Genomic DNA, 23,096 nt, shown 5'->3' on the forward strand with positions numbered 1-23,096 from the left:
TAGGATGTTTGACATTTAAGGAGGTGCCTCAATGAGTTCTAAAGGCGCTGTAGACGCTGGCTTCAGACATGAACAGCTGGGACTTACTCACGGACAAGTAATTGATATGTACAGATATATGTTGCTCGCAAGAAGATTTGACGAGCGCAACATGCTCCTGCAACGGGCAGGAAAAATTAACTTCCACGTTTCCGGTATTGGGCAGGAGGCGGCACAAGTAGGTGCAGCTTTCGCTTTAGATCGGGAAAAGGACTATTTCCTTCCCTATTACCGGGATTACGGATTCGTGCTTGCAGTCGGCATGACACCGCGCGAATTGATGTTGTCGGCATTTGCCAAGGCAGATGACCCTAATAGCGGCGGTCGCCAGATGCCGGGGCATTTTGGTAGTAAACGACTGCGTATTGTGACAGGCTCCAGCCCAGTGACCACACAGGTTCCACATGCAGTCGGTGTAGCGCTGGCCGCCAAGATGCAGAAAAAGGATTTTGTATCGTTTGTTACGTTTGGGGAAGGCTCCAGCAATCAGGGGGATTTTCACGAAGGCTGTAACTTTGCGGGTGTACAGAAGCTGCCAGTCATCATTATGTGCGAGAACAATCAATATGCGATATCGGTTCCGATTCATAAGCAGTTGGCAGGCAAGGTAAGTGACCGAGCATTGGGTTACGGATTCCCTGGTATTCGTGTCGATGGTAATGATGCGCTAGCCGTATATGCCGCGGTGAAGGAAGCACGTGAACGTGCTGTCCGCGGTGAAGGTCCTACGCTAATCGAAGCCATGATGTACCGTCTGTCCCCTCACTCCACTTCGGATAATGATCTGGCTTACCGGACCAAGGAGGAAGTGGATGAGAACTGGGCCAAGGACGGCGTAGCCCGCATGAAGAGTTACTTGATCGAATGCGGCATTTGGGATGAGGCCAAAGATGCAGATCTGTCGGCCGAACTGCTGCTCGAAGTCAAGGAAGCCATTGAATATGCAGATAATGCGCCTTTTCCTAAGCCCGAAGATACGCTACTGCATGTGTATGCTGATAGCGATGGGGAGGGTCGGTAATTATGGCGATGATGGAATATATTGATGCGATACGTCTTGCTATGAAGGAAGAAATGGAGCAGGATGAAACGGTTTTTGTATTAGGTGAGGACGTCGGCGTAAAAGGCGGTGTTTTTACAACGACTAAGGGGCTCATGGACCAATTCGGTGAGCAACGTGTCATGGATACACCATTGGCAGAGTCGGCGATTGCAGGGGTTGCAATTGGTGCGGCAATGTACGGAATGAAGCCGATTGCCGAAATGCAATATTCGGACTTCATGCTGCCAGCGACGAATCAGATTATTAGTGAAGCGGCTAAAATCCGCTACCGCTCCAACAACGATTGGAATTGCCCTGTGGTGATCCGCGCACCTATCGGTGGCGGTATTTTTGGTGGTTTGTATCACTCTCAGTGTCCGGAATCTATCTTTTTTGGTACACCGGGTCTAAAAATTGTTGCTCCATTTACACCTTATGACGCCAAAGGATTGCTGAAAGCAGCCATTCGTGACCCTGACCCAGTGCTGTTTTTTGAAAATAAAAAATCCTACAAGCTGATTAAGGGTGAAGTGCCTGAGGATGATTATATCGTTCCAATCGGCAAGGCTAATCTACTGCGTGAGGGTGACGATATTACGGTCATCGGTTATAGCCAGCCATTGCATTTTGTTATGCAGGCAGCTGAGGAATTGGAGAAGGAAGAGGGCATTACCGCACATGTTGTGGATTTGCGCACACTCCAGCCATTGGATCGCGAAGCCATTATCGAGGTTGCACGACATACAGGTAAGGTCTTAATCGTTCATGAGGACAACAAAACGGGCGGTATCGGTGCCGAGGTATCAGCTATTATTAATGAAGAGTGTCTGTTCGAACTGGATGCACCGATTGAGCGTCTGTGCGCTCCTGATGTGCCAGCCATGCCGATCAGTCCACCAATGGAGAAGTTTTATATGTTAAACAAGGATAAAGTGAAGGAAGCCATGCGCCGTCTCGCCATGTATTAATATAGAGCAGATTCGGGCGAAAGTATTCCAAAAGAGTAGTGGGGCAGCGATAAAACGCGCCCTTCTATGATGTTAAGGAGTTGAAAAAAATGTCAGACCAAACACAATGGAACGACGTGACCATGCCGCAATTGGCTGAATCGCTCGTATCGGCAACAATTGCCAAATGGCTGAAACAACCTGGTGACCCAGTAGAGCAATTTGAGCCAATTTGCGAGGTTATTACAGATAAAGTGAACGCTGAAATCCCATCCACATTGGATGGCATTATGGGTGACCTGTTGGCGGAGGAAGGTCAGACGGTAGCGGTAGGCGAGTTGATTTGCCGTATCCAGACGAAGTCGGCTGCATCTACAGTATCAACAGGAGCGACACCTGCGGCATCAGCATCTCAAAGCAACGTGCAAGCACAATCCCAGCAGAGTGCTGGATCGGATCAGTCCATGCGCGGACGTTTTTCTCCAGCGGTCCAAACACTGGCTGCTGAGCACAATGTGGACTTAAGCAGAGTGCCAGGAACAGGCATGGGGGGAAGAATTACTCGCAAAGACGTGCTGAATTTTGTGCAGCAGGGCGGCTCCACCCCAACTGGAGTGACTGACCAAACGACTGGGACGACCCAAGGTCAAGGATCTCCTTTTGCAGGAATACAGCAGTCCGCCGCTCAGCATAGTGCGCCTGTTCAAAATATGGACCCTACAATTCCGGTGCGCAACAGCGGCATTCATTTAACGGAAGCACCGAAAGTTCCTATGATCGAAGTTGAAGGTAATAACAATAACAGATCGGAATATTTTATTGATGTTACACCTATTCGTAGTGCAATTGCCCGTAATATGCGGCAAAGTGTTTCGGAGATTCCTCATGCCTGGACGACGATTGAAGTGGATGTGACCAACCTGGTGATGCTCCGCAACAAGATCAAAAACGAGTTCAAGCAAAAAGAAGGCATTAATATTACGTATCTGGCTTTTCTCATGAAAGCAGTCGTGAATGCAATCAAAGAATATCCGATCATGAATTCGGTGTGGGCAGTCGATAAAATTATCATCAAAAGAGACATCAATATTTCGTTGGCCGTAGGCACGGAGGACTCTGTTCTTACTCCTGTTATTAAAAAAGCCGACCAAAAAAATATTGCTGGTTTAGCTCGTGAAATTGACGATTTGGCACGTAAAACTCGCGAAGGTACACTCAAACTGGACGACATGCAGGGTGGAACGTTCACCGTCAACAACACCGGTTCCTTTGGTTCCATTTTATCTTATCCGGTGATTAACTATCCGCAGGCTGCAATTCTTACCTTTGAATCCATTGTCAAAAGACCAGTGGTCATTGATGATATGATTGCGGTGCGCTCGATGGCTAATCTGTGCCTGTCGCTGGATCATCGTATTTTAGACGGAGTGATTTGCGGACGATTCCTGCAACGGGTTAAAGAAAATCTAGAAGGCTACACCTTGGATACGAAGCTGTACTAATCATCCGAACAGTTAGGTAAATGGACGGAGAGGAAGTGACAGGCCGTGAACAGACGACCGCTTGATGTAACCTATACGAATAGGATGGAATATGCCCATGCTTGGGATGTTCAGAAGGAGATTGTGGGAAAGCTGGATGCGGGGGAGGCGAGAGAAACGCTTATGCTTCTCCAGCATCCGCCAACCTACACCATTGGTTCCCAGAGGCATCCTGAGCATCTGCTCCTCACACCAGAGCAGCTGAAAGAGCAGGGCATCAGCGTCTTTCAAATTGATCGTGGGGGAGACATTACATATCATGGACCAGGGCAACTTGTCGGATATCCCTTACTTGTGCTTGGCAACCGAGAGGCGTTAAATCTGCACGGATACCTACGAAGTTTGGAAGAAGTGATCATTCAGTTGCTGGCATCTTATGGGATTGAAGGGAGTCGTAAGCCTGAATATACGGGGGTATGGATCGGGAATCTTAAAATTGCGGCCATTGGTGTCAAATTTAACAAGTGTAAGCACCGTCGGGGCTTCGTAACCAGCCATGGCTTTGCCTTTAACATCAAGTCAGGAATACAGCATGAAGGTTTTGAAGGCATTGTTCCATGCGGAATTCAGGAATACGGTGTGACATCATTAGAGGACTGTACACAGCAGTCTTTTTCGGTAGAGCAGATTGCGAGGGAAATTGTGCCGTACTTTGAACAGCAATTTTCATTTGCTGCGCAATGGCAGACGCATTCCTTCCAATAAAAGGTCAGGCGGGCAATTGTGTGATTGACACGGGAGCCCGCCTGTTTGTTTGCTTGTGCAGCAGCTCGTCCACACATAGCTTGTAACGGATCTTGGGTAGCCCAAGCTTGAGCGGTGTAGTTGTTATAGTGGCATAATAAACGGCTCAATCACCATGAACAGCGTAGAACCAATCATAGCTGCGAGCATAACGTAGACGAAAAAACGAACCCATTTTTTGTTAGACATGTGTAACTCCTTTAGGATAGGTTTAAGTCATAGATAAGAACATCTATCCGTATTGTAACGTAATCGGGAAAGAGAGGAAAGTTTAATGACAGTAGAGATAGTAAAAGATCGAATCGTACAGGAATTTATGGAACTCGTACAGGTGGACAGTGAAACAAAGCATGAACAGGAAATATCACGTGTTCTGAAAGAAAAGTTTAATGCACTTGGACTGGAAGTCGTAGAAGACGATTCCCGCGAAAGAACGGGACATGGTTCGGGTAATTTGATTGTTACCTGGAAAGCGGAAGGTGTGGAGCAAGCACCCAAAATATTTTTTACCTGTCACATGGATACCGTAACTCCAGGTAAGGGTATCAAGCCGCAGTTGGGTGAGGATGGCTGGATTCGCAGTGATGGTTCAACAATTTTGGGTTCGGACGACAAGGCTGGGATTGCTGCTTTGTTCGAGGCGATTCGTGTCGTGCGCGAGCAGAACATTCCCCATGGTCAAATTCAGTTCGTGATTACGGCTGGAGAGGAATCTGGTTTAATGGGTGCACGGGCGATGAAGCCGGAAGTGCTGGATTCTGACTTCGGATACGCTTTGGATTCGAACGGTGAGGTGGGTTCTATTTGTATAGCTGCTCCCACACAGGCACGTATTGAGATGAGAATTACTGGGAAGTCTGCACATGCGGGAGTCAATCCTGAAGACGGCATCAGTGCCATTCAAGTCGCTTCTAAAGCAATTTCTAAAATGAAATTGGGACGCATTGACAAGGAGACGACCGCTAACATCGGCAGTTTCGAAGGCGGCGGCGCGACGAATGTGGTCTGCGATTTTGTATTGATCCGTGCGGAGGCTCGCAGTATTGTACAGGAAAAGGTTAATCATCAAATTCAGCATATGCGTGAAGCGCTCGAAACCACTACGCGTGAATTTGGTGCCCAGGGAGAGTTCCGTAGTGAAGTCATCTATCCAGCATTCAGCTTTACAGAGCATGATGAAGTTGTACAGGTTGCTCACCGTGCTATTCAAGGGCTGGGACTGGCAACATCAATCTTCCATTCGGGTGGCGGCTCAGATGCTAATGTATTCAACGGGCTTGGAATTCCAACGGTGAATTTGGCGGTGGGCTACCAGAACATCCACACAACAGAGGAAAAGATCAAGGCCGATGATCTAGTGAAGGTTGCTGAAGTAGTCGTAGCTCTGATCCAAGAAACTACAAAGTAAGACTTACTTTTTACATTTACAATATACGAAAAAGGGTTCAGGCTAAAGAAAGGAACGGTGTTCCTCCTTTAGATCTGAACCTTTTTTGGAACAATTAGCGAAGCAATAGTAGCTGTAGGTCCATATTCCTTTTGCCATTGACGCAGGAGGGCTTGAATCTGCCAGGCTTTGCCGACGATATGGAGAGTGGTTTCAGTCCGGTAGCTTTTCATGTTCTGAAATCTCCTTATAACAGAAGTTTTGATATACTACCCCCAGCATATGTTCCAAGTGGACAAGTTAGACTAATGTTGGAGATAATTAATAATGAAAGAAAGATAGAAGACGAAGGAGGAAACATGCCTGATGAACGACCAAACGAACGAACAAGTGAACAATCCAACAAGCCATGCAATTCGCAAGCCTTATTCCAATCCTGCGCTGGAGGAAAAGACCGTATCCACACAGCCTATCTTTGAAGGAAAGGTCATTACGGTACAGGTAGACACGGTAGAGCTTCCCGACGGCTCAACTGGAAAGCGTGAAATCGTCAAGCATCCAGGTGCAGTGGCAATTTTGGCTCTGCACGAGGGGAAAATGCTGGTGGTGGACCAGTACAGACAAGCTATGGGGCGCTGTGAGGTTGAAATCCCCGCAGGCAAGCTGGAGCGAGGTGAAGACCCGATGGAAGCAGCGGGACGTGAATTGAGAGAAGAAACAGGCTATACAGCCAAATCGTTGAAGCTGCTTCACTCTTTTTATACTTCTCCTGGCTTTGCGGATGAAATCATACATTTGTATGTGGCCGAAGAACTGGAGCGAGGTGAAATGGAACCAGATGAGGATGAATTTCTGGAGCTATTTGAGGTGACGCTGGAAGAAGCACACACACTTATTCGTGAAGGGCGCATTAGTGATGCCAAAACGATTCTGGCCGTCTATGCGTGGCAACTTCGCCAACAAACAGGGAGCTTCTAAGCGGATGGACACCAATATAATAGAACTTAACAACTACTTTGCAGACCTGCATATTCATATTGGCAGAACGGAGAAAGGAGCTCCAGTCAAAATTAGTGGTAGCCGTGACCTAACGTTTGCCAATATAGCCAAGGAAGCATCCGGTCGCAAAGGGATTGGGCTCATTGGGATTATTGACTGCCATGCGCCTAATGTACAGGAGGATATTCGTCGCTATTTGCATACAGGTGAAATGGAAGAAATCAGCGGTGGTGGTATCGCATACAGGGATACAGTGATTCTACTTGGCACGGAGCTGGAAATACGGGCTGAAGGTCGTCCCGAAGCACACGTACTGGCCTATTTTCCTGATCTGGCGGCGATGGAGGATTTTACCCAATGGCTGACGAAGCATATGAAAAATGTCAATCTCAGCTCACAACGGATCTACGCACCGCCACGTGAGTTGCAGCAGCAAATTTACGGACATGGAGGCATTATGGTGCCTGCGCACGTGTTCACTCCGCATAAGGGCATTTATGGCAGTTCTGCAGCCCGTATGGAGGAACTGCTGGATATGGAGCTCATTAGTGGGGTGGAACTGGGGCTGAGCGCAGATTCATCTATGGCAGGCTTGATTTCGGAACTGGATCGCTTCAGCTTCCTCACGAATTCAGATGCCCATTCACTTGGGAAAATTGGACGAGAATACAACAAATTATCACTGGCGAAGCCGAGTTTTGATGAATTCAGGATGGCTTTGGAGCGACGTGAAGGACGACGGGTGTGTGCCAACTACGGTTTGAATCCCAAACTTGGAAAATACCATCGCTCTTACTGTCAGAGTTGCGGTACGATTATTGATGAGCAACAGATGGCGGACGAACGTTGCCCTAACTGTGGCCATACCAAGCTGGTGCGGGGTGTGCTTGATCGAATCTGGAGCATCGCCGACCGTGAACAGCCCGTAATTCCCTCCCACCGTCCTCCGTACATTTACCAGATTCCGCTGGAATTTATTCCAGGCTTGGGTAAAGCCAAGCTGAACCAGCTGTTAGCAGCCTTCGGAACAGAAATGAATATTTTACATGAGGTTACGCAGGAGGAACTGTCAGGGGTCGTCGGTAAAGTGTTGGCAGAGCAGATTGTGCTTTCACGCGAAGGACGCCTGGCGCTTGTATCCGGTGGTGGTGGAACATACGGAAAAATAGCAAAATCCTAGTAAAGTGTCCTAGTCAAGTCTTGTCTCCGTAAAAGGCATATCAGCGTCTGCTTGTTCATAACCATAAAATATCTCTGCCGTTGGCTTGGCGCATCATTCGTGATGTTAGATTTGCAGCGGAAGCTGCCCCATTCTAGCCATCAGCCGTCGGATTACGGTTGTTTTTTGGACAAACAAGCAGATGAAAGGGGCAGGACTCGATGCAATGGTTTCGTCATACGTTAAAGGACCAGACGTCATATTACGTTTTCTTGGCTGTGCTGTTTCTTGTAGGAGTTGTTTTTGGCGCACTCATGGTAAATGCACTCTCCCTAGAACAGTTACAGGATTTGTCCCGTTACCTGAAGGATTTTTTTGTGACGGTCAACCAAAACAAGCAGGGCTTTGCTGATTCGCAGGCGGCCTCAACCTTTTGGGACAGCGTATCTCTACATCTTAAATGGGTGGGCCTCATTTGGGTATGCGGGCTTTCGGTCATTGGACTCCCAGGTATTCTTGTGCTGAATTTTCTCAAGGGTGTGCTGATCGGATTTTCTGTAGGTTATATGGTAGGGCAATATTCGTGGAAAGGACTATTATTTTCATTGGTTTCCGTTGCCCCACATAACCTGCTCGTGATTCCGATACTGCTCGTCTGTAGTGTGGCTGCGATGACTTTTTCCATCCATATGATCAAAACCAAAATACTTGCTACTCGGCCATCAGACGGGATGTTGCGTCCGTTGCTTTCTTACGCAGGATTGACTGCTGTGATGATGGTGCTGCTTATCGGCAGCGCGTCCTTTGAAACTTGGGTCACCCCGGTTATGATGCAATGGGTCACTCCTATGCTGACGGCTTCCGTGACATCTTGATCTCATTTCAAAATGTTTGACTTTATTTGTATAGACCCCCTATAATAATAGGAGTGAAAAAAAGTGCAGTAGGCAGTAGCTTTGCAGGGGGAGGGAGACACATGGAAGCACGGATCGAAAAAATTAAGCAGCAGCTGCAATCCCAGGGCTACAAACTAACGCCTCAGCGGGAAGCCACCGTCAGAGTTTTACTTGAGAACGAAGATGATCATCTGAGTGCGGAAGATGTATTTATGCTCGTCAAAGAGAAAGCTCCCGAAATCGGTCTGGCAACCGTATACCGTACCCTAGAACTGCTAAGTGAACTGCATGTCGTGGAGAAAATTAATTTTGGCGATGGCGTTGCGCGGTATGATTTGCGCGGCGATACAACCAAACATCACCACCACCATTTGATATGTGTGCAGTGCGGCAGTGTAGATGAAATACTGGAAGATTGGCTTGGACCGTTAGAGGAGCGTTTGGAACGGGAATATAATTTTACTGTAGTGGACCATCGTTTGGACTTCCACGGTATTTGTTATCGTTGTAAGGCGAAGAACGATACGACCGCCCAAAAATCCTTGGGTAAAACCAAGAAAAACAAATCACAGGATTAATAAGCTGACTACCCAAGCTCTCACCGACGAAGACGCGTTCGGGAGAGCTTTTTTGGTTCGGAATTTGCTGTATGGGATCATGTGGTATAAAACAGAATAGCTTGTCATACCCTTCCATAGAGAGCCCTAAATAGGGACTACATTTTGGGAAAAGGCGGCTGATCCACATGGTACTATCATTGCGGAGAGGACTACAATGGCTGCGCTTGCTGATCTTGTTCGGGGTGTTGGCATGTATGTTCTTTTATAGCCTCAGGCTGTTTACAGATTGGATATCACCTGTAGATCATTACCGAATACCGGAAGGACATGCAGTTAAGGTATTTGGCGGACAAACAGTGAATGATGGGTCCGAGCAACGAGTAGCGGTGTTGGAACGTTTACGTTTCTTTTATTGGTATGGTGAGTAGTTTATGTAATCATCTTAATGAGATGATGATATGAAGTCGCACACGAAGAAGCAGGCGCAACAACGGAATCGCTGTATGCAGGACAAGGAGAGTTTTGGAACTCATGAAAATGTATATTCAACCTTTCGTTCAATATATGGAAGAGGAAAAGGGTTTGTCACGCAGCACATTGGAAGCGTATCAACGGGACGTACAGCAGTTTACTGAGTTTGCAGAAAGCTGTGGTCTTGAGCAGCCGGATAATGTACAGCGGTCACATCTAGTGCTGTATTTGGGGCGTCTGAAGGAACAGGGAAAAGCCGCGGCGACAATTTCACGTAGCGTCGCCTCTATACGCTCCTTTTTTCATTTTCTCATTCGGGAGGGAATCGCGATCCATGATCCTTCCGTTCTGGTGGAACTGCCCAAAGCCGCTAAAAAGAAGCCCTCGGTGTTAACGCAGGATGAAATAGAGCGTTTACTGGCAGCGCCGGATGTGAGTGCCCCGCAAGGGGGACGAGATAAAGCCATGCTAGAGTTGCTGTACGCGACGGGCATCCGCGTATCAGAGCTGATTGCCCTGAACGTCTGTGATGTGCGCATCGATTTGCGCTTTGTGCACTGTGGCGGCGAGGCGGGCAAGGAGCGCGTTGTACCGATCAGTCGTGAGGCATCACAGTGGGCACAAGCCTACTTGGACGAGCAGCGTCCAGCGTTGCTGCGACCCGGGCAGGGTGAAGAGGCTCTAGCAGAGCAGGAGGCCTTGTTCTTGAATGTATCGGGTCAGCGGCTCAGTAGACAGGGCTTTTGGAAAATAATTAAGAAGTACGCTCAGGAAGCAGGCATAAGCAAGGATATCACGCCCCATACGCTGCGGCACTCCTTTGCGGTACATATGCTGGAGGGCGGAGCGGACTTACGCTCTGTACAGGAAATGCTGGGTCATGCTGATCTGTCAACGACGCAGGTATATGCGCAGACAGCTAGACGGAACATGAAGGAAGTATATGAAATGCATCACCCGCACGGCGGTAACCGCACTTCTCATGAAAGCAATGATTAAACGTAACGTCGCTTTGCTGTCATAGAAAATGTGATAATGACTATAACTTTACGATTGTACAAGTCAGGAGAGATATGAATGTCAACAGCCAACCAAGCTACAATTCAGGAAGCAGCAGACTATATCCGTGCTAAGAGCGGAATAAGCCCAGAGATTGGTCTTATTCTGGGATCGGGCCTCGGTATTTTGGCCGATTTGATTCAAGATGGAGTTAGTATTCCTTATCAGGATATTCCCCATTTTCCCGTATCAACGGTAGAAGGCCACGAGGGGGAGTTACTGTTAGGCACAATTGAAGGTCGCGCCGTTGTCATGATGAAGGGGCGCTTTCATATGTATGAGGGCTACGGTCCACAGCTGACAGCTTTCCCTGTTCGGGTAATGAAGCAGTTGGGGATTCAAAGCCTGCTGGTGACGAATGCCGCAGGTGGTGTAAATACTTCCTACAAAGCAGGCGATCTGATGGTCATCTCGGATCATCTGAATTTGACCGGACAAAATCCGTTGATTGGCCCGAACGATGCTGCTCTGGGTGTTCGTTTCCCAGATATGTCGGAGGCGTACAGCCGCCGCTTACGTGAAATTGCCAAACAAACGGCTACCCAACAAGGCTTCAGCCTGCAGGAAGGTGTATATGCCGGATTGCTGGGACCCAACTATGAGACGCCTGCTGAAATCGTTATGCTGCGTACACTGGGAGCAGACGCAGTAGGGATGTCGACCGTGTCTGAAGTTATTGTAGCTCGTCATGCGGGGATTGAGGTACTAGGCTTCTCCTGTATCACCAATATGGCTGCAGGCATTCTCGACCAGCCTTTGTCTCATGGTGAAGTGATGGAGACGGCAGAGAAGGTACGTGAACAATTTTTGAAATTGGTACTGGCGATTATTCCACAAATGTAGATGGAGTATAATTTTCCATTCGAAACGGTGGGCATCTCCAAAGAACCCCATATCCGAGCGCCTTTTAATGGCGTGGGATACGGGGTTCTTTTTACATTCTGCGGTTGAACTGAGTATGATCGCCTAGTGAAGAGGGCGTGTGCTCCAAGTAGCTGTATTCGCTTTTTCTGCTACAGTTAGTCTATGTCGCTCTTGCACTTTGATCACAATGACCATGAAAATAATCCAGTAAATGGCTAATGAGTTTAGAAAACGGCTATCCGTTATATTGTTCAATACGATGAACAGGAAAAAAACGGCTGCCGTCAGCCATGTATACATATCTGTTTTGCCGATTCTGATTTTAAATAAGGTAGTTACGACGAGTATAACCGTTGCGAGTAGTCCTATAAGACCCACATCGATCCACAGATCTCGAAAGCCGCTATGGCTGCTTGTCAGATCAAAGCGGATGCCGTTCGCATAAATGCTGGGCCGGGCTGCCCAGAAGGAGCCATAACCATGTCCGAACCAGTAGTGGCTCTGAATAGCACCATCAATTCCCTGCCAAATTTCCGTTCTTCCGGTTAAGGTTGTTGTTTTTCCGAATTCCGAGGCAATCGCATCTCCATAGGTAAAGGTAAGTGCCAAACCCAACAGAACAAGTAAGCAGGAACAGCTAACAAAGAACCCCCGCAACGCGATGCTTCGAATTCTTTTAAATAACAATATAAATAAAATAAATACGAAGAGTGAAGATGTCAGCACCAATGAGGTGGTAGACTGGCATTCGATGAGCAATAAGGCATTGAGTAAGATGAAGCCAATATGTAAGGCTTTGCGTGTGCCCCTGAAAAAATATATGACATGTGAAACAAAACTTAACAGCGAGAGGGTTCCAAGTGTATTTTTATGACCAGAAATTCCCTTCCACAGTCCAGTATGCTCTACACCGCCATGAATGGCAAAGGAAGGAACGAGTACGACGGCAAGTAGATTGAGTACGCTCAGGATACTTAATGTAACGACTAAGAGGCGTATGCAGCCCTGTGCTGTATAATGGGTGACCAGATAGAATCCAAAGGTAGAGAAGGCAAGAAATTTAACAACCATTAGTACAGAAGAAGTTTGCTCTTGTTCAGCCCATAAACAGGAAGCGGCGATGTACATCATAAGTAAGGTCAGCAACGGATTATCAGCTAGGATTGCGATTAATGACTTGAGTGAAGGCAGAAGCATGGTGTAGCTGAACAACAAGATAAGCAGGGAAATCGTGATCACTCTGGGAGACAAACCCTGACAGGCAAAGGGAATCGAGAAAGCCAGTAAACCGGCTACTGTGAGTATGTGTTTCACGGTTTCACCGCCTAGATACGTTATGTATCTATAATATACAAAATGTATCTTCTTGTACAATCATAATAAAATATTTATTTTCATTTTTCGCGACCTAGAGCAAGCCTTATTGTGCATATACTCAGTCCATGCTAAGAAAATGAAGAATTCTTCGGTATAGTCTGAAAGTATTTTCACGTTTTTAACAATGGGGGTGTTTGGGTGGCGGATTTTACAGACCGTTTGAAGTTGAATTTGAGTGATACGGGCAAAGAGTTAACGCCTCAGCAATTAAATGACAATTTTAAAGCCATTGAAAAAGAATTCATGGAACGCAGTGTAAACGTAAGCTGGTTTGGAGCTGCTGGTGATGGTATTCAGGACGACACGGCAGCTTTGCAAGAATTGATTAACAAGACTCCCGATTACTCCATTCTTCACATCCCCAGTGGCCGATACAAAATAACATCTACCCTTCAGATTCGCAAGCAGGGTGTGCGCATTTTTGGGATTCATAAGGGCAGATACCGACAGGGTAAGGGAGTTACTTCGATTGAATATTATGGCACGGGTCCTTGTTTCCAAATTGGAGACGAAAGTTTGCCATCGTTTAGTGGCTTTCAAAATGTGCAGTTCCATGACTTATCGATCCGGTACGAAGGGACCGACAGAGCCACCTTAAATAATCCGTTTTCGCAGTCAGTGAAGCGCGGGTATTATGGCAAAGGGACTATGGGCATTCAGGACTGGAAGGGCGGCGGCGTTGTCCTGGATAACGTGTTGATTGAGCATTTTGAAACGGCTTTTTGGGGCTATGAAAGTGATGTGAACTTATTTAAATGCACGGAGATAAATTACAATAAAATAGGGATTCACTTGCAGAATAGAAGTTCACAGTTTACAAGCATTGCGCTTTTTACGCTCGGGAACGATACGGCGCTGGATCTGAATAGTTCTAACGGGGCGAGATTCATGGCTAGTCAGCACATTAAGGATGGGAGCTCCAGTGATATTCCCATTTTAATAAATGATTTTATGAATGCAGAATTTTTAGGCTGCTGGTTCGAAGGACTAAGCAGAGAACACAAGATGACAGTACCTTCTTTTATTCAAATTGGTGCTACGAAAGAAACCAAAAATGTTGCCCTGCGCGACTCTATTTTGGCGATAGCAGACAAATACGATGACACCCAATCGGTGTGCAATTATTTTGTGGATGTGGTCATTGGCAAAAAAGTTTTGGTGGACGAGGTGGGCGGATATCCCCGTAATCTCAAACAGCTTATTTGTTTCTCTGGCAGCTCCTCCACACAACAGGTGACACTTCGCTCACATTTGGATTTTAGCTATAGCAATCATCGTTATGACGAGAATCATGGGACAGGGCAAGCTTTGTTGCTCGTAGAAAAATATTCGAATAACGGTATAGAACATTTGAATGAAACCTTTGTCAAAGCCTATCTTGGTTCAAGGCAAAATATCCCTGCAGGTAGCTGGCAGAAAGTAAGGTTTAATCAAATCAATCATGATGAGTTGACCGAATTCGATGGTTCGAATAGCCGATGGCGAGCCAAGCGAGCTGGGAAATACAGAATACAAGTCTACATTTCGACCGATCCCCAAGTAGATGGTAACCGGACACGGCTGGCACTTCACTTGAATGATGAGCAGCTAACTGGAAGTTCTGCCTATGCTTATCTCGATGACAGGGTGATTGGCGGACTGAACTATGGTGCATTGAGTGGAGCAATGGAACTTAGACTCGAAGCGAATTCTTTTATTGATATACGGGTATTTAGTCAAAATGCAGTGGATATTTTACCGGGTGGGGGTATTACATATCTTACCGTTAGCCGGATTTAGACGATTTTTGTAGGTCATTTTTACAGACGATAGATGTTGTGTCGTATATATATCGGGAAATACGCACCATGCTGGCTCAGCTTGGTGCTATTTGATGTTTTTATTCATATGGAATATTTTTCTTTCATTCTGACGACAATGGTTAGCAGCACGCGAATAGACCGGAGAGATCAGTAAATGGGCTCCGGCTCTTTACGCCAATATGTTGAGGAGGGGACCGATTGTGAAGAAAAAAGTGGTGGCGTTCATCCTGGCTTGTCTGGTAGCCTTGACTGCCGTCCCTGTCGGCGGTTGGGCCGAAGAAAGCAGACCTGAAAGCAAAACCAAAGTAGGATCAGCAACTGAGCTGGCTCCCGAGGCCCTTTCGGCGATCTTGATGGATGCAGATACAGGCACAGTCATCTATGAAAAAAACAGTCGTGAAAAGCTTCCTCCAGCAAGCATCACTAAGATCATGACGATGCTGCTAACAATGGAGGCCATTCATGATGGCAAGCTCAAGCTGACCGATAAAGTACGGGCCAGTGAGTATGCGTCTTCAATGGGAGGCTCGCAAATTTTCTTAGAGCCGGGAGAAGAAATGACGGTTGATGAGATGCTGAAGGGAATTGCGATGGCTTCGGGCAACGACGCCTCTGTAGCGATGGCTGAGAAAATTGCAGGTTCTGAACAGGCTTTTGTCGAGATGATGAACGCCAAGGTGCAGCAGCTTGGACTCAAAGATACGCATTTTGCCAATTGCAACGGTTTACCCGTAGAAAATCACTATTCCTCTGCGCATGATATTGCGGTTATGAGCCGGGAACTGTTGAAATATCCGCACATTACGAAATATACGGGAGCCTATCAGGACTATTTGCGCAAATCCTCGGTTAAGCCCTTTTGGCTGGTGAATACGAATAAGCTTGTTCGCTTCTATACCGGAGCAGATGGTCTGAAAACGGGCTATACGTCAGAAGCAAAGTTCTGTCTTTCCGCTACGGCGAAGCGTGATGGCTTACGTGTCATAGCTGTCGTACTCGGTGAGCCGAACACGAAGATACGCAATAATGAGGTTTCTTCCATGTTCGACTATGCATTTTCTCAATATACAATGAAATCCATATATAAGCCAGGCGAAAAGCTGGGCAGTGTAAAAGTTGAAAAAGGTGTATTGCCAGAGCTGGAAATTCAGGCTGACCGTTCTTACAGTGTGCTGGTGAAAAAAGGCGGCAACAAACAAACGCTGCGTCACGAGCTACAGTTGACCCCAAGCCTTAAAGCTCCTGTCCGGGTGGGTGACCCCGTTGGTAAGCTGGTCGTCTATCAGAATGGACAACGTCTTAAGGAGTTTAATATCACTTCGCCTGTGGCTATCGAGAAGGCCGGCTGGTGGAAATTGTTTAAACGTACCATGTCGAACCTATTTTCTTTGTAGATTTAACGGGGTTTTCTTCTAGTTTTGTCGGAGGGCAGGAATCGTCTGCGACTACGTAGAAATCCTTGTCCAAGACCGGGAGGAGAGTGAGTAAGCATGAACCTGCAAATTGAAATGGAGCATCACCGGGGAGTACTTATTGTAAGGCTGTCTGGTGAACTTGATCACCATACGTCGGATATGGTCCGTATGCAAATGGATGAGGCGATTCAGCGCCGGCAATGCGAGCATATCGTGCTCAGTCTGAAGAATCTTCAGTTTATGGATAGTTCCGGCCTTGGCGTTATCTTGGGACGATACAAACTGATCAAGCAAAAGGGCGGGAAAATGGCAGTCTGTGATGTCAATCCGCCGGTACATCGACTGCTGGATATGTCAGGCTTGTTTAAAATCATGCCCATTTATGACAACGAGGTAAATGCGCTCACGGAACTGGAGGTTGTGTCATGAGAGAAGGCACGGGGAATAATTTCATGAGCTTGCAGTTTGCCGCAAAATCGGAAAATGAAGCATTTGCCCGCGTGGCTGTGGCAGCCTTCATTTCCAGGCTTGATCCCACAATGGATGAGCTTAGCGATTTGAAGACCGTTGTGTCTGAAGCGGTGACAAACAGTATTATTCACGGCTATGACAGTGATCCGTCAGGTGTCGTAACGATTAAGGTCGGAATTGAAGCGGACGTGATCACGTTGGTCGTTGAGGACGCAGGACGGGGAATTGAGGATCTGGAGCTAGCCAAGCAGCCTCTCTATACGTCCAAGCCTGAATTGGAACGTTCCGGCATGGGCTTTACGATTATGGAAAATTTCATGGATGAGTTCGAAGCAGTCAGTGAGCCGGGCGGAGGCACGTCGGTCCGGATGAAGAAAAGGATTGAATCCAAGAAAGCTTTATATAATTAGGAGTTGATCCTATGGAAGCAGGAGGAAAAAAAACTTCGCACAGCTATTTGGAGGATACAGAAGTCAAGCGGCTTATTGCACTGAGTCAATCTGGTGATAATGATGCTCGTGAGACACTGGTCAATAGTAATATCCGGCTCGTCTGGTCTGTCGTGCAGCGCTTTATGAACCGGGGGTATGAACCTGACGATCTTTTTCAAATTGGTTGCATCGGATTGTTAAAATCGGTGGATAAATTCGATCTCAGCTACGAAGTCAAATTTTCAACATATGCAGTACCAATGATTATTGGTGAGATTCAACGCTTCCTTCGAGACGATGGTACACTCAAGGTTAGCCGTTCCTTGAAGGAAACAGCCAATAAGGTCCGTAAAATGAAGGACGAGCTGTCCAAACGGCTCAATCGCCTGCCTACAGTCAAGGAGGTTGCTGATGAGCTGGGAGTGACACCGGAGGATGTTGTTTTTGCGCAGGAGGCCAATAAGCCTCCTACCTCGATTCACGAAACAGTGTTTGAAAATGACGGAGACCCGATTACACTTATGGATCAGATTGCCGACGAATCGCAGGAAAGATGGTTCGACAAGCTGGCGCTGAATGAGGCCATTGACGGATTATCTGAACGGGAGCGATTGATTGTGTACCTGCGTTATTACCGGGATCAGACTCAGTCAGAGGTTGCAAGTCGTCTTGGCATTTCTCAGGTGCAGGTATCACGATTGGAAAAAAAGATTTTACAACTGATCCGCGATCAGATTGCCCAATAATGAAGACAGGATTTTAGTGAGTGAAATCCTTATACTAACGCATTCTAAAGAGTATTCCAAAGCCATTTTAATGGCCAGGAGTACTCTTTTTTGCGTGTGACAAAAGACAATACACAGAATAGGTTTGCTTGCTTCGCCCCATACTAATCGGTAATTACGAGGATAAGGAGGGAATCGGATGAATCATAGTCCGGCTCCTATTGTCTACTTGCGGCTCCGCAGCCGTGTGCGTATGATCCAAGGGCAGGATTTACATTTGGGCGATGTAGCCCACCTGCTGACGGAGCCCGAATGGGAAAAGGATCTGCTTGAGCTTGTTCTCAAGCGGCCGCAGAAGCAGGACGGTAACCTGATACTGGTGGACATGCTACAGATCATATCAAAAATTAGAGATCATATTCCGGGAGTCATAGTTGAATCTCTCGGGAAACCGCATGTACTTGTGGAACTCGTGGAAAGACCCCGTAAGCCATCCAAAATACTGTTCGTGTTAGTATGGTTGCTGCTGTTTTTTGGCTCTGCGCTGACGATTATGAACTTTCATGCTGACGTTAGCATGATGGAGGTACAGGTTCGGATTGTGGAGATGATTACGGGACAAAAGGATGAGCATCCGTACTTGTTCCAAATTGCTTACTCGATCGGCATCGGCTTTGGCATGATCGTATTTTTTAATCACTTGTTCAAGAAAAAATGGAATGAGGAGCCGACCCCCCTGGAGGTGGAAATGTATCTGTATCAGGAAAATGTGGATCAGTATGTTGTGGCAGAGGAGTATGAAAAGATGGCTCGTTTGCAGACAAAGGATAAGAAACCATGATATTTGTACAGGCTGCACTTCAGATTATTTTGGGTATCGCTGGGGGGCTGGCGGTAGGTAGCGGTGTGATTGCTTTTTTTATTGTGCTGGATATCATGCCGCGATTAGCACAACTCACCCGGACGTATAAAAAATCACGTGCATACGAAAAGGCGATGATTTTAGGTTCAGTGGTGGGAACCGTGGCCGATTTTTGGAACATTTGCTTGCCATTACCGGGCATGTTTACATGGATACCCGGGCTATTTTGCGGAGTGTTTATTGGCTTGCTCGCCGCGGCTCTGACAGAGGTGCTGAATCTCCTGCCCATACTGGCCAAGCGACTCCATATGACTGTATACATGTTCGGTCTGTTAATGGCAATGGTGCTTGGCAAGGTAACGGGTTCCTTATTTGATTGGTTTGTATACAACCGTTAATAGCGAAGAAGAAGGGGGCAAGAGATATGGATCACAGAACGGATCAGGATCAGCAGGAGCATTATCATGGAGACGGAGCAATAGGAAGGGAAAATAAGACTGATGGGGAAAGTTCGGGCTCCTGGAAGCAAAAGCAGGAGCAGGAAGCCGCTCGTCTTAAGCACAAAAAAGAAAGCGAGCGTTCTGATAATGTAGAGGAATCCATTCGTTATTGGCAGGTTGAGGATGATATTTCTCCAAAGATGAAGGAAAATCGTGAAACTCTTAAAATGGTATTGGGTTTGGGAGAGACCTTTGATGTTGTGTTCAGGGAAATGACAACAGGTGGCCGCCATATTGGGTATCTGTTCCTGAATACCTTTGCCAAGGATCAGATCATGCTTGAGGTGCTAAAGCGGCTTACCTATCTGACGCCGGATGACATGACTTCAGCTGGACTCCAAGCGTATTTTGAAAATTTTATTCCACATATACAGGTGGAGAAGACGGATAAGATGTCCGTCGTCATAAACAAGGTGTTGACGGGAATGAGTGCTCTCTTCATGGAAGGCGAGCGTTTTTCTGTTATTCTGGATACTCGTAATTACCCGGTACGGAGTCCAGAAGAACCTTCCTTGGAGAGAGTCGTGCGCGGTGCACGCGATGGTTTTACGGAAACGATGCTTACGAATGTAGGTTTAGTGCGTCGGCGTTTGCGAGACCCCGGACTTAAATTTGAGGCTATGCAGGTCGGACGCCGAACCCGAACAGATGTATGCTTAGGCTACATTGATGATATTGTGGATAAGGTCATGGTGGATACGGTACGAGACAAAATTAAAAATGTTAATCTGGATGGTATTCCTCTGGCCGATAAGCAATTAGAGGAGACAATTATCAATAAAGGTTGGAATCCATATCCATTAGTACGATATTCAGAGCGACCAGATGTTGTGGCTTCGCATATTATGGAAGGAAGGCTAGTTATTTTCGTTGATACCTCACCCAGCGTAATGATTTTGCCTACCACTTTTTTTGACCTGTGCCAGCATGCAGAAGAGAATCGGCAAACCGCTTTTATGGGTAGCTATTTACGCTGGGTGCGTTTTTTAGGCATATTCGCCTCAATGTTTCTGCTTCCGATGTGGCTGCTAATGGTCATCAATCCCGAGTTAAAACCGGCGTTTCTCGATTTTATTGGTCCTCAGAAGGAAGCTCACCTTCCGCTGATTGCCCAATTTATCATTGTGGAACTAGGGGTCGATCTTATGCGAATGGCAGCTGTGCATACCCCGACACCACTGGCTTCCGCTATGGGTTTGATCGCAGCCATTCTGGTTGGCGATATAGCAGTTCAAACGGGACTATTCGTAAATGAGGTCGTCTTGTACATGGCTGTTGCTGCCATAGGGATGTTCGCAACACCGAGCTATGAGTTGGGACTGGCGAATAGACTGATTCGACTATTCCTGCTGGTTGCTGTTGCTATTTTTCACGTACCAGGCTTTGTCGTCGGCACGACACTGATCATTTTGATGCTGACGCTGCATCGGTCATATAATTCTTCGTATTTGTGGCCGTTCATTCCTTTTAATGCTAAAGCGTTAGCTTCCATCTTGTTCCGTATGCCTGTGCTTGATGCGCCTAACCGCCCGTCATTTAATAAAACGAGGGACAATACGCGTATGCCCCATACGGATGCCAACACAGATTCGAACTCAGGCAATGGACAGGAGCATTAATATAAATGATCTGCATAAAAATCCATTGTTCTTGATGTTTTTTTTGCTATACTGGTGTAAACATTCGATGGAATATGACTAGCTTGTTCCAGAAAGAGAGGCGCCAGAACATGTATTTGCATGGAAGCAGTAAAATTAACAGCAATGGACATTTGGAGATTGGTGGATGTGATACCACGCTTTTGAAAGAGCGTTTTGGCACGCCGCTATATATTGTAGACGAACAGTTAGTCCGCCGGCGTTGCCGGGAATTTATAGAAGCATTTCGTGAGACCGGTTTAAAGTTTCAAGTGGCTTATGCAAGCAAAGCATTTTGTGTTATGGCCATGTGCGCTTTAGCTGCTGAAGAAGGAATGTCGCTTGACGTTGTTTCCAGCGGAGAGCTGTTCACAGCGCTGCAAGCAGGATTCCCGGCAGAACGAATCCATTTTCATGGCAATAACAAGACGCCGGAAGAAATTGAAATGGCGTTAGAGGCGCACATTGGCTGCTTCGTCGTTGATAGCAAGATGGAATTGCATTTGTTACAGGCTCTCGCCTCTGAAAAAGGACAACAGGTCAATATTTTACTGCGGGTTACGCCGGGGGTTGAAGCGCATACGCATGAATATATGGCCACAGGTCAAGAAGATTCAAAATTTGGCTTTGACATTGCGAATGGTACAGCCCGTCAAGCGGTGGAACAGGCTATCAAGCTGGATCATCTTAATCTGCTGGGAGTACATTCTCATATCGGTTCGCAAATCTTCGAAGTCAATGGCTTCCAAATGGCTGCCGAGCGGGTCGCAGCTTTTTGCAGAGAGATTAAGGAGCAGCTTCAGTTTTCCTTCAAGGTGATTAATCTTGGTGGTGGATTTGGCATCCGTTATACAGAGGAGGACACACCGCTGAAACTATCCACCTATGTACAGGCTATCGGCGAAGCGGTGAAAACTCATTTTTCTGGACTTTACGATGAGCTTCCAGAAATTTGGATTGAGCCGGGACGAAGTATTGTAGGTGATTCAGGTACAACCTTGTATACGGTAGGAAGCATCAAGGATATTCCGCAGGTTCGTAAATATGTTTCCGTAGACGGCGGAATGACAGATAATCCACGTCCTGCACTGTATCAGGCCAAGTATGAAGCGATGCTGGCTAATCGAGCACAAGATGCGAACGAAGAAACAGTGTCTATTGCAGGCAAATGCTGTGAAAGCGGCGATATGCTTATTTGGGATGTAGAACTGCCTCGCCCGAATAGCGGAGACTTGCTCGCTGTAGCCTCAACCGGAGCTTATAATTACTCCATGGCGAGCAATTATAACCGGATACGCCGACCAGCAGTTGTATTTGTTAACAACGGTGAGGCTGAGCTGGTAGTGCGTCGGGAAACCTACGAGGATATTGTTCGCAACGATGTTTTGCCACAGCGCTTGGTTCGTGATCAAGCCAGCTCAGTGGTTCAGCCCAATGCCAAGATTACGGTTTCGTCCTGATTGTGGAATTCTAAAATCAAGCAGGCCATTGCGTCGGTAATCATAAACCGGGGACAATGGCCCCTTTTTTTGGACAAGGCTTTGCTAAGCGCGCCAATTCATAGTAAACTGGAACTTGATGTTATTTAGTTCTCAAAACAGGTTGAAAAGGAGATACAAACAATGAAAAAAGGTAGAATAGATCTTGAAAACGGCGGTATCGTCGAAATTGACTTTTTCCCAGAAGAAGCTCCAAACACCGTTGCTAACTTTGAAAAGCTGGCAAACAGCGGTTACTACAACGGATTGAGCTTCCACCGCGTCATCCCGGGCTTTGTTGCTCAAGGTGGTTGTCCGATCGGTAATGGTACAGGCGGTCCTGGCTACACCATTGACTGTGAAACAGCTACGAATACAACCAAGCATGCCAAAGGCGTTCTGTCCATGGCTCATGCAGGTCGCAACACAGGTGGCAGCCAATTCTTTATTTGCTACGCTCCACAGCCGCATTTAGATGGAGTACATACTGTATTTGGTAAAGTAACCAAAGGTATGGAATTCATTGATGCTGTAAAACAAGGCGACAAAATGAAAGAGGTTAAAGTATTTGACGTGTAATTTACCATTACATGCATGATTTAAATTTCTTTAAATAGTGTTGTACTTAAGCCGTTCTGTCTTTGGACAGGGCGGCTTTTGTTGTCTTTTGTTTGACGGTTTGCTGATTTT

General features: G+C 46.7%; 25 protein-coding genes. 22 read left to right on the forward strand and 3 right to left on the reverse strand.

Going from position 1 to position 23,096, the window contains the following annotated elements; genetic code table 11:
- The first annotated feature begins 31 nt into the window (after positions 1–31).
- The 4 genes from G9G57_RS09370 (at position 32) to lipB (ending at position 4,274) form a co-directional block, all read left to right on the forward strand.
- The gene (locus G9G57_RS09370; RefSeq protein WP_013371751.1) at positions 32–1,060 is read left to right on the forward strand and encodes a thiamine pyrophosphate-dependent dehydrogenase E1 component subunit alpha; all 1,029 of its coding nucleotides are present in this window, start codon (positions 32–34) and stop codon (positions 1,058–1,060) included.
- Between the two features lie 2 nt (positions 1,061–1,062).
- Positions 1,063–2,049 (forward strand): alpha-ketoacid dehydrogenase subunit beta, encoded by a 987-nt coding sequence (locus tag G9G57_RS09375; RefSeq protein ID WP_164964873.1) that lies wholly within the window; start codon positions 1,063–1,065, stop codon positions 2,047–2,049.
- Between the two features lie 89 nt (positions 2,050–2,138).
- Positions 2,139–3,530: a dihydrolipoamide acetyltransferase family protein gene (locus tag G9G57_RS09380; RefSeq protein WP_164964874.1), complete on the forward strand. Its 1,392-nt coding sequence runs from the start codon at positions 2,139–2,141 to the stop codon at positions 3,528–3,530.
- A gap of 45 nt (positions 3,531–3,575) precedes the next feature.
- A complete protein-coding gene (lipB, locus tag G9G57_RS09385) occupies positions 3,576–4,274 on the forward strand; it encodes a lipoyl(octanoyl) transferase LipB (RefSeq protein ID WP_016822269.1) in 699 nt (232 codons plus the stop codon).
- Between the two features lie 123 nt (positions 4,275–4,397).
- Here lipB and prli42 read toward each other — a convergent pair whose 3' ends face one another.
- Complete coding sequence (gene prli42, locus G9G57_RS09390; RefSeq protein ID WP_016822268.1) at positions 4,398–4,502, reverse strand: stressosome-associated protein Prli42; 105 nt, start codon at positions 4,500–4,502, stop codon at positions 4,398–4,400.
- 85 nt (positions 4,503–4,587) lie between these two features.
- On the opposite strand from prli42, the gene G9G57_RS09395 reads away from it, so the two are divergent.
- A complete protein-coding gene (locus G9G57_RS09395; RefSeq protein WP_164964875.1) occupies positions 4,588–5,721 on the forward strand; it encodes a tripeptidase T in 1,134 nt (377 codons plus the stop codon).
- A 68-nt stretch (positions 5,722–5,789) separates the two neighbouring features.
- Here the strand turns inward: G9G57_RS09395 and mciZ are convergent, their stop codons facing one another.
- On the reverse strand, positions 5,790–5,933 hold the full coding sequence (gene mciZ, locus G9G57_RS09400; protein WP_016822266.1) for a Z-ring formation inhibitor MciZ: 144 nt from the start codon (positions 5,931–5,933) through the stop codon (positions 5,790–5,792).
- A 133-nt stretch (positions 5,934–6,066) separates the two neighbouring features.
- Between mciZ and G9G57_RS09405 the strand changes: the two genes are divergently transcribed.
- The 7 genes from G9G57_RS09405 (at position 6,067) to G9G57_RS09435 (ending at position 11,687) form a co-directional block, all read left to right on the forward strand.
- On the forward strand, positions 6,067–6,678 hold the full coding sequence (locus tag G9G57_RS09405; protein WP_164964876.1) for an NUDIX domain-containing protein: 612 nt from the start codon (positions 6,067–6,069) through the stop codon (positions 6,676–6,678).
- Positions 6,679–6,682: 4 nt separating this feature from the next.
- Positions 6,683–7,879: an endonuclease Q family protein gene (locus G9G57_RS09410; protein WP_164964877.1), complete on the forward strand. Its 1,197-nt coding sequence runs from the start codon at positions 6,683–6,685 to the stop codon at positions 7,877–7,879.
- A gap of 200 nt (positions 7,880–8,079) precedes the next feature.
- Positions 8,080–8,733 (forward strand): stage II sporulation protein M, encoded by a 654-nt coding sequence (gene spoIIM / locus G9G57_RS09415; RefSeq protein WP_016822263.1) that lies wholly within the window; start codon positions 8,080–8,082, stop codon positions 8,731–8,733.
- A 101-nt stretch (positions 8,734–8,834) separates the two neighbouring features.
- On the forward strand, positions 8,835–9,332 hold the full coding sequence (gene fur / locus G9G57_RS09420; RefSeq protein WP_016822262.1) for a ferric iron uptake transcriptional regulator: 498 nt from the start codon (positions 8,835–8,837) through the stop codon (positions 9,330–9,332).
- A 167-nt stretch (positions 9,333–9,499) separates the two neighbouring features.
- The gene (locus G9G57_RS09425) at positions 9,500–9,742 is read left to right on the forward strand and encodes a YqzK family protein (protein WP_017427515.1); all 243 of its coding nucleotides are present in this window, start codon (positions 9,500–9,502) and stop codon (positions 9,740–9,742) included.
- Positions 9,743–9,845: 103 nt separating this feature from the next.
- Positions 9,846–10,784: a site-specific tyrosine recombinase XerD gene (gene xerD, locus G9G57_RS09430; protein ID WP_019687887.1), complete on the forward strand. Its 939-nt coding sequence runs from the start codon at positions 9,846–9,848 to the stop codon at positions 10,782–10,784.
- Between the two features lie 78 nt (positions 10,785–10,862).
- Positions 10,863–11,687 (forward strand): purine-nucleoside phosphorylase, encoded by an 825-nt coding sequence (locus tag G9G57_RS09435; protein ID WP_016822259.1) that lies wholly within the window; start codon positions 10,863–10,865, stop codon positions 11,685–11,687.
- Positions 11,688–11,810: 123 nt separating this feature from the next.
- On the opposite strand, the gene G9G57_RS09440 is transcribed toward G9G57_RS09435, so the two are convergent.
- Positions 11,811–13,022, reverse strand: a complete 1,212-nt coding sequence (locus G9G57_RS09440; RefSeq protein ID WP_090890150.1) for an O-antigen ligase family protein — start codon at positions 13,020–13,022, stop codon at positions 11,811–11,813.
- A 201-nt stretch (positions 13,023–13,223) separates the two neighbouring features.
- On the opposite strand from G9G57_RS09440, the gene G9G57_RS09445 reads away from it, so the two are divergent.
- From G9G57_RS09445 to G9G57_RS09490, 10 genes are all read left to right on the forward strand, one after another.
- Positions 13,224–14,864, forward strand: a complete 1,641-nt coding sequence (locus tag G9G57_RS09445) for a glycosyl hydrolase family 28-related protein (protein WP_090890153.1) — start codon at positions 13,224–13,226, stop codon at positions 14,862–14,864.
- A 223-nt stretch (positions 14,865–15,087) separates the two neighbouring features.
- Positions 15,088–16,281, forward strand: a complete 1,194-nt coding sequence (locus G9G57_RS09450; protein WP_031461680.1) for a D-alanyl-D-alanine carboxypeptidase family protein — start codon at positions 15,088–15,090, stop codon at positions 16,279–16,281.
- Positions 16,282–16,377: 96 nt separating this feature from the next.
- Complete coding sequence (spoIIAA, locus tag G9G57_RS09455; RefSeq protein ID WP_016822255.1) at positions 16,378–16,731, forward strand: anti-sigma F factor antagonist; 354 nt, start codon at positions 16,378–16,380, stop codon at positions 16,729–16,731.
- Positions 16,728–17,183, forward strand: coding sequence for an anti-sigma F factor (gene spoIIAB / locus G9G57_RS09460; RefSeq protein WP_013310781.1), 456 nt, complete (start codon positions 16,728–16,730; stop codon positions 17,181–17,183). The genes spoIIAA and spoIIAB overlap by 4 nt, the downstream gene beginning before the upstream one ends.
- 11 nt (positions 17,184–17,194) lie before the next feature.
- Positions 17,195–17,950: an RNA polymerase sporulation sigma factor SigF gene (sigF, locus tag G9G57_RS09465; RefSeq protein ID WP_013371734.1), complete on the forward strand. Its 756-nt coding sequence runs from the start codon at positions 17,195–17,197 to the stop codon at positions 17,948–17,950.
- Between the two features lie 178 nt (positions 17,951–18,128).
- Positions 18,129–18,770 carry a stage V sporulation protein AA gene (locus tag G9G57_RS09470; RefSeq protein ID WP_164964878.1) on the forward strand — a complete coding sequence of 214 codons (642 nt, stop codon included), beginning with the start codon at positions 18,129–18,131 and terminating at the stop codon, positions 18,768–18,770.
- Positions 18,767–19,189, forward strand: a complete 423-nt coding sequence (locus G9G57_RS09475) for a stage V sporulation protein AB (protein WP_016822252.1) — start codon at positions 18,767–18,769, stop codon at positions 19,187–19,189. Before G9G57_RS09470 ends, G9G57_RS09475 begins: the two co-directional genes overlap by 4 nt.
- Before the next feature lie 26 nt (positions 19,190–19,215).
- A complete protein-coding gene (locus G9G57_RS09480) occupies positions 19,216–20,910 on the forward strand; it encodes a spore germination protein (protein WP_016822251.1) in 1,695 nt (564 codons plus the stop codon).
- A gap of 110 nt (positions 20,911–21,020) precedes the next feature.
- Entirely contained in the window at positions 21,021–22,388 is a 1,368-nt protein-coding gene (lysA, locus tag G9G57_RS09485; RefSeq protein ID WP_016822250.1) for a diaminopimelate decarboxylase, read from the forward strand.
- A gap of 162 nt (positions 22,389–22,550) precedes the next feature.
- A complete protein-coding gene (locus tag G9G57_RS09490) occupies positions 22,551–22,985 on the forward strand; it encodes a peptidylprolyl isomerase (RefSeq protein ID WP_013310775.1) in 435 nt (144 codons plus the stop codon).
- The last annotated feature ends 111 nt before the right edge of the window (positions 22,986–23,096 follow it).

Origin of the sequence: Paenibacillus sp. EKM211P (assembly GCF_011066175.1) — a bacterium.
GTDB lineage: Bacteria > Bacillota > Bacilli > Paenibacillales > Paenibacillaceae > Paenibacillus > Paenibacillus polymyxa.

What these genes read in the sequence shown, in the direction of transcription:
- spoIIM (WP_016822263.1), top strand. Translation starts at nt 8,080, where the DNA reads ATGCAATGGTTTCGTCATACGTTAAAGGACCAGACGTCATATTACGTT.
- G9G57_RS09370 (WP_013371751.1), top strand. Translation starts at nt 32, where the DNA reads ATGAGTTCTAAAGGCGCTGTAGACGCTGGCTTCAGACATGAACAGCTG.
- G9G57_RS09480 (WP_016822251.1), top strand. Translation starts at nt 19,216, where the DNA reads ATGGATCACAGAACGGATCAGGATCAGCAGGAGCATTATCATGGAGAC.
- G9G57_RS09490 (WP_013310775.1), top strand. Translation starts at nt 22,551, where the DNA reads ATGAAAAAAGGTAGAATAGATCTTGAAAACGGCGGTATCGTCGAAATT.
- G9G57_RS09395 (WP_164964875.1), top strand. Translation starts at nt 4,588, where the DNA reads ATGACAGTAGAGATAGTAAAAGATCGAATCGTACAGGAATTTATGGAA.
- mciZ (WP_016822266.1), bottom strand. Translation starts at nt 5,933, where the DNA reads ATGAAAAGCTACCGGACTGAAACCACTCTCCATATCGTCGGCAAAGCC.
- G9G57_RS09470 (WP_164964878.1), top strand. Translation starts at nt 18,129, where the DNA reads ATGAATCATAGTCCGGCTCCTATTGTCTACTTGCGGCTCCGCAGCCGT.
- G9G57_RS09410 (WP_164964877.1), top strand. Translation starts at nt 6,683, where the DNA reads ATGGACACCAATATAATAGAACTTAACAACTACTTTGCAGACCTGCAT.
- G9G57_RS09375 (WP_164964873.1), top strand. Translation starts at nt 1,063, where the DNA reads ATGGCGATGATGGAATATATTGATGCGATACGTCTTGCTATGAAGGAA.
- lysA (WP_016822250.1), top strand. Translation starts at nt 21,021, where the DNA reads ATGTATTTGCATGGAAGCAGTAAAATTAACAGCAATGGACATTTGGAG.
- spoIIAA (WP_016822255.1), top strand. Translation starts at nt 16,378, where the DNA reads ATGAACCTGCAAATTGAAATGGAGCATCACCGGGGAGTACTTATTGTA.
- G9G57_RS09435 (WP_016822259.1), top strand. Translation starts at nt 10,863, where the DNA reads ATGTCAACAGCCAACCAAGCTACAATTCAGGAAGCAGCAGACTATATC.
- prli42 (WP_016822268.1), bottom strand. Translation starts at nt 4,502, where the DNA reads ATGTCTAACAAAAAATGGGTTCGTTTTTTCGTCTACGTTATGCTCGCA.
- spoIIAB (WP_013310781.1), top strand. Translation starts at nt 16,728, where the DNA reads ATGAGAGAAGGCACGGGGAATAATTTCATGAGCTTGCAGTTTGCCGCA.
- G9G57_RS09475 (WP_016822252.1), top strand. Translation starts at nt 18,767, where the DNA reads ATGATATTTGTACAGGCTGCACTTCAGATTATTTTGGGTATCGCTGGG.
- G9G57_RS09425 (WP_017427515.1), top strand. Translation starts at nt 9,500, where the DNA reads ATGGTACTATCATTGCGGAGAGGACTACAATGGCTGCGCTTGCTGATC.
- xerD (WP_019687887.1), top strand. Translation starts at nt 9,846, where the DNA reads ATGAAAATGTATATTCAACCTTTCGTTCAATATATGGAAGAGGAAAAG.
- G9G57_RS09405 (WP_164964876.1), top strand. Translation starts at nt 6,067, where the DNA reads ATGAACGACCAAACGAACGAACAAGTGAACAATCCAACAAGCCATGCA.
- G9G57_RS09380 (WP_164964874.1), top strand. Translation starts at nt 2,139, where the DNA reads ATGTCAGACCAAACACAATGGAACGACGTGACCATGCCGCAATTGGCT.
- fur (WP_016822262.1), top strand. Translation starts at nt 8,835, where the DNA reads ATGGAAGCACGGATCGAAAAAATTAAGCAGCAGCTGCAATCCCAGGGC.
- sigF (WP_013371734.1), top strand. Translation starts at nt 17,195, where the DNA reads ATGGAAGCAGGAGGAAAAAAAACTTCGCACAGCTATTTGGAGGATACA.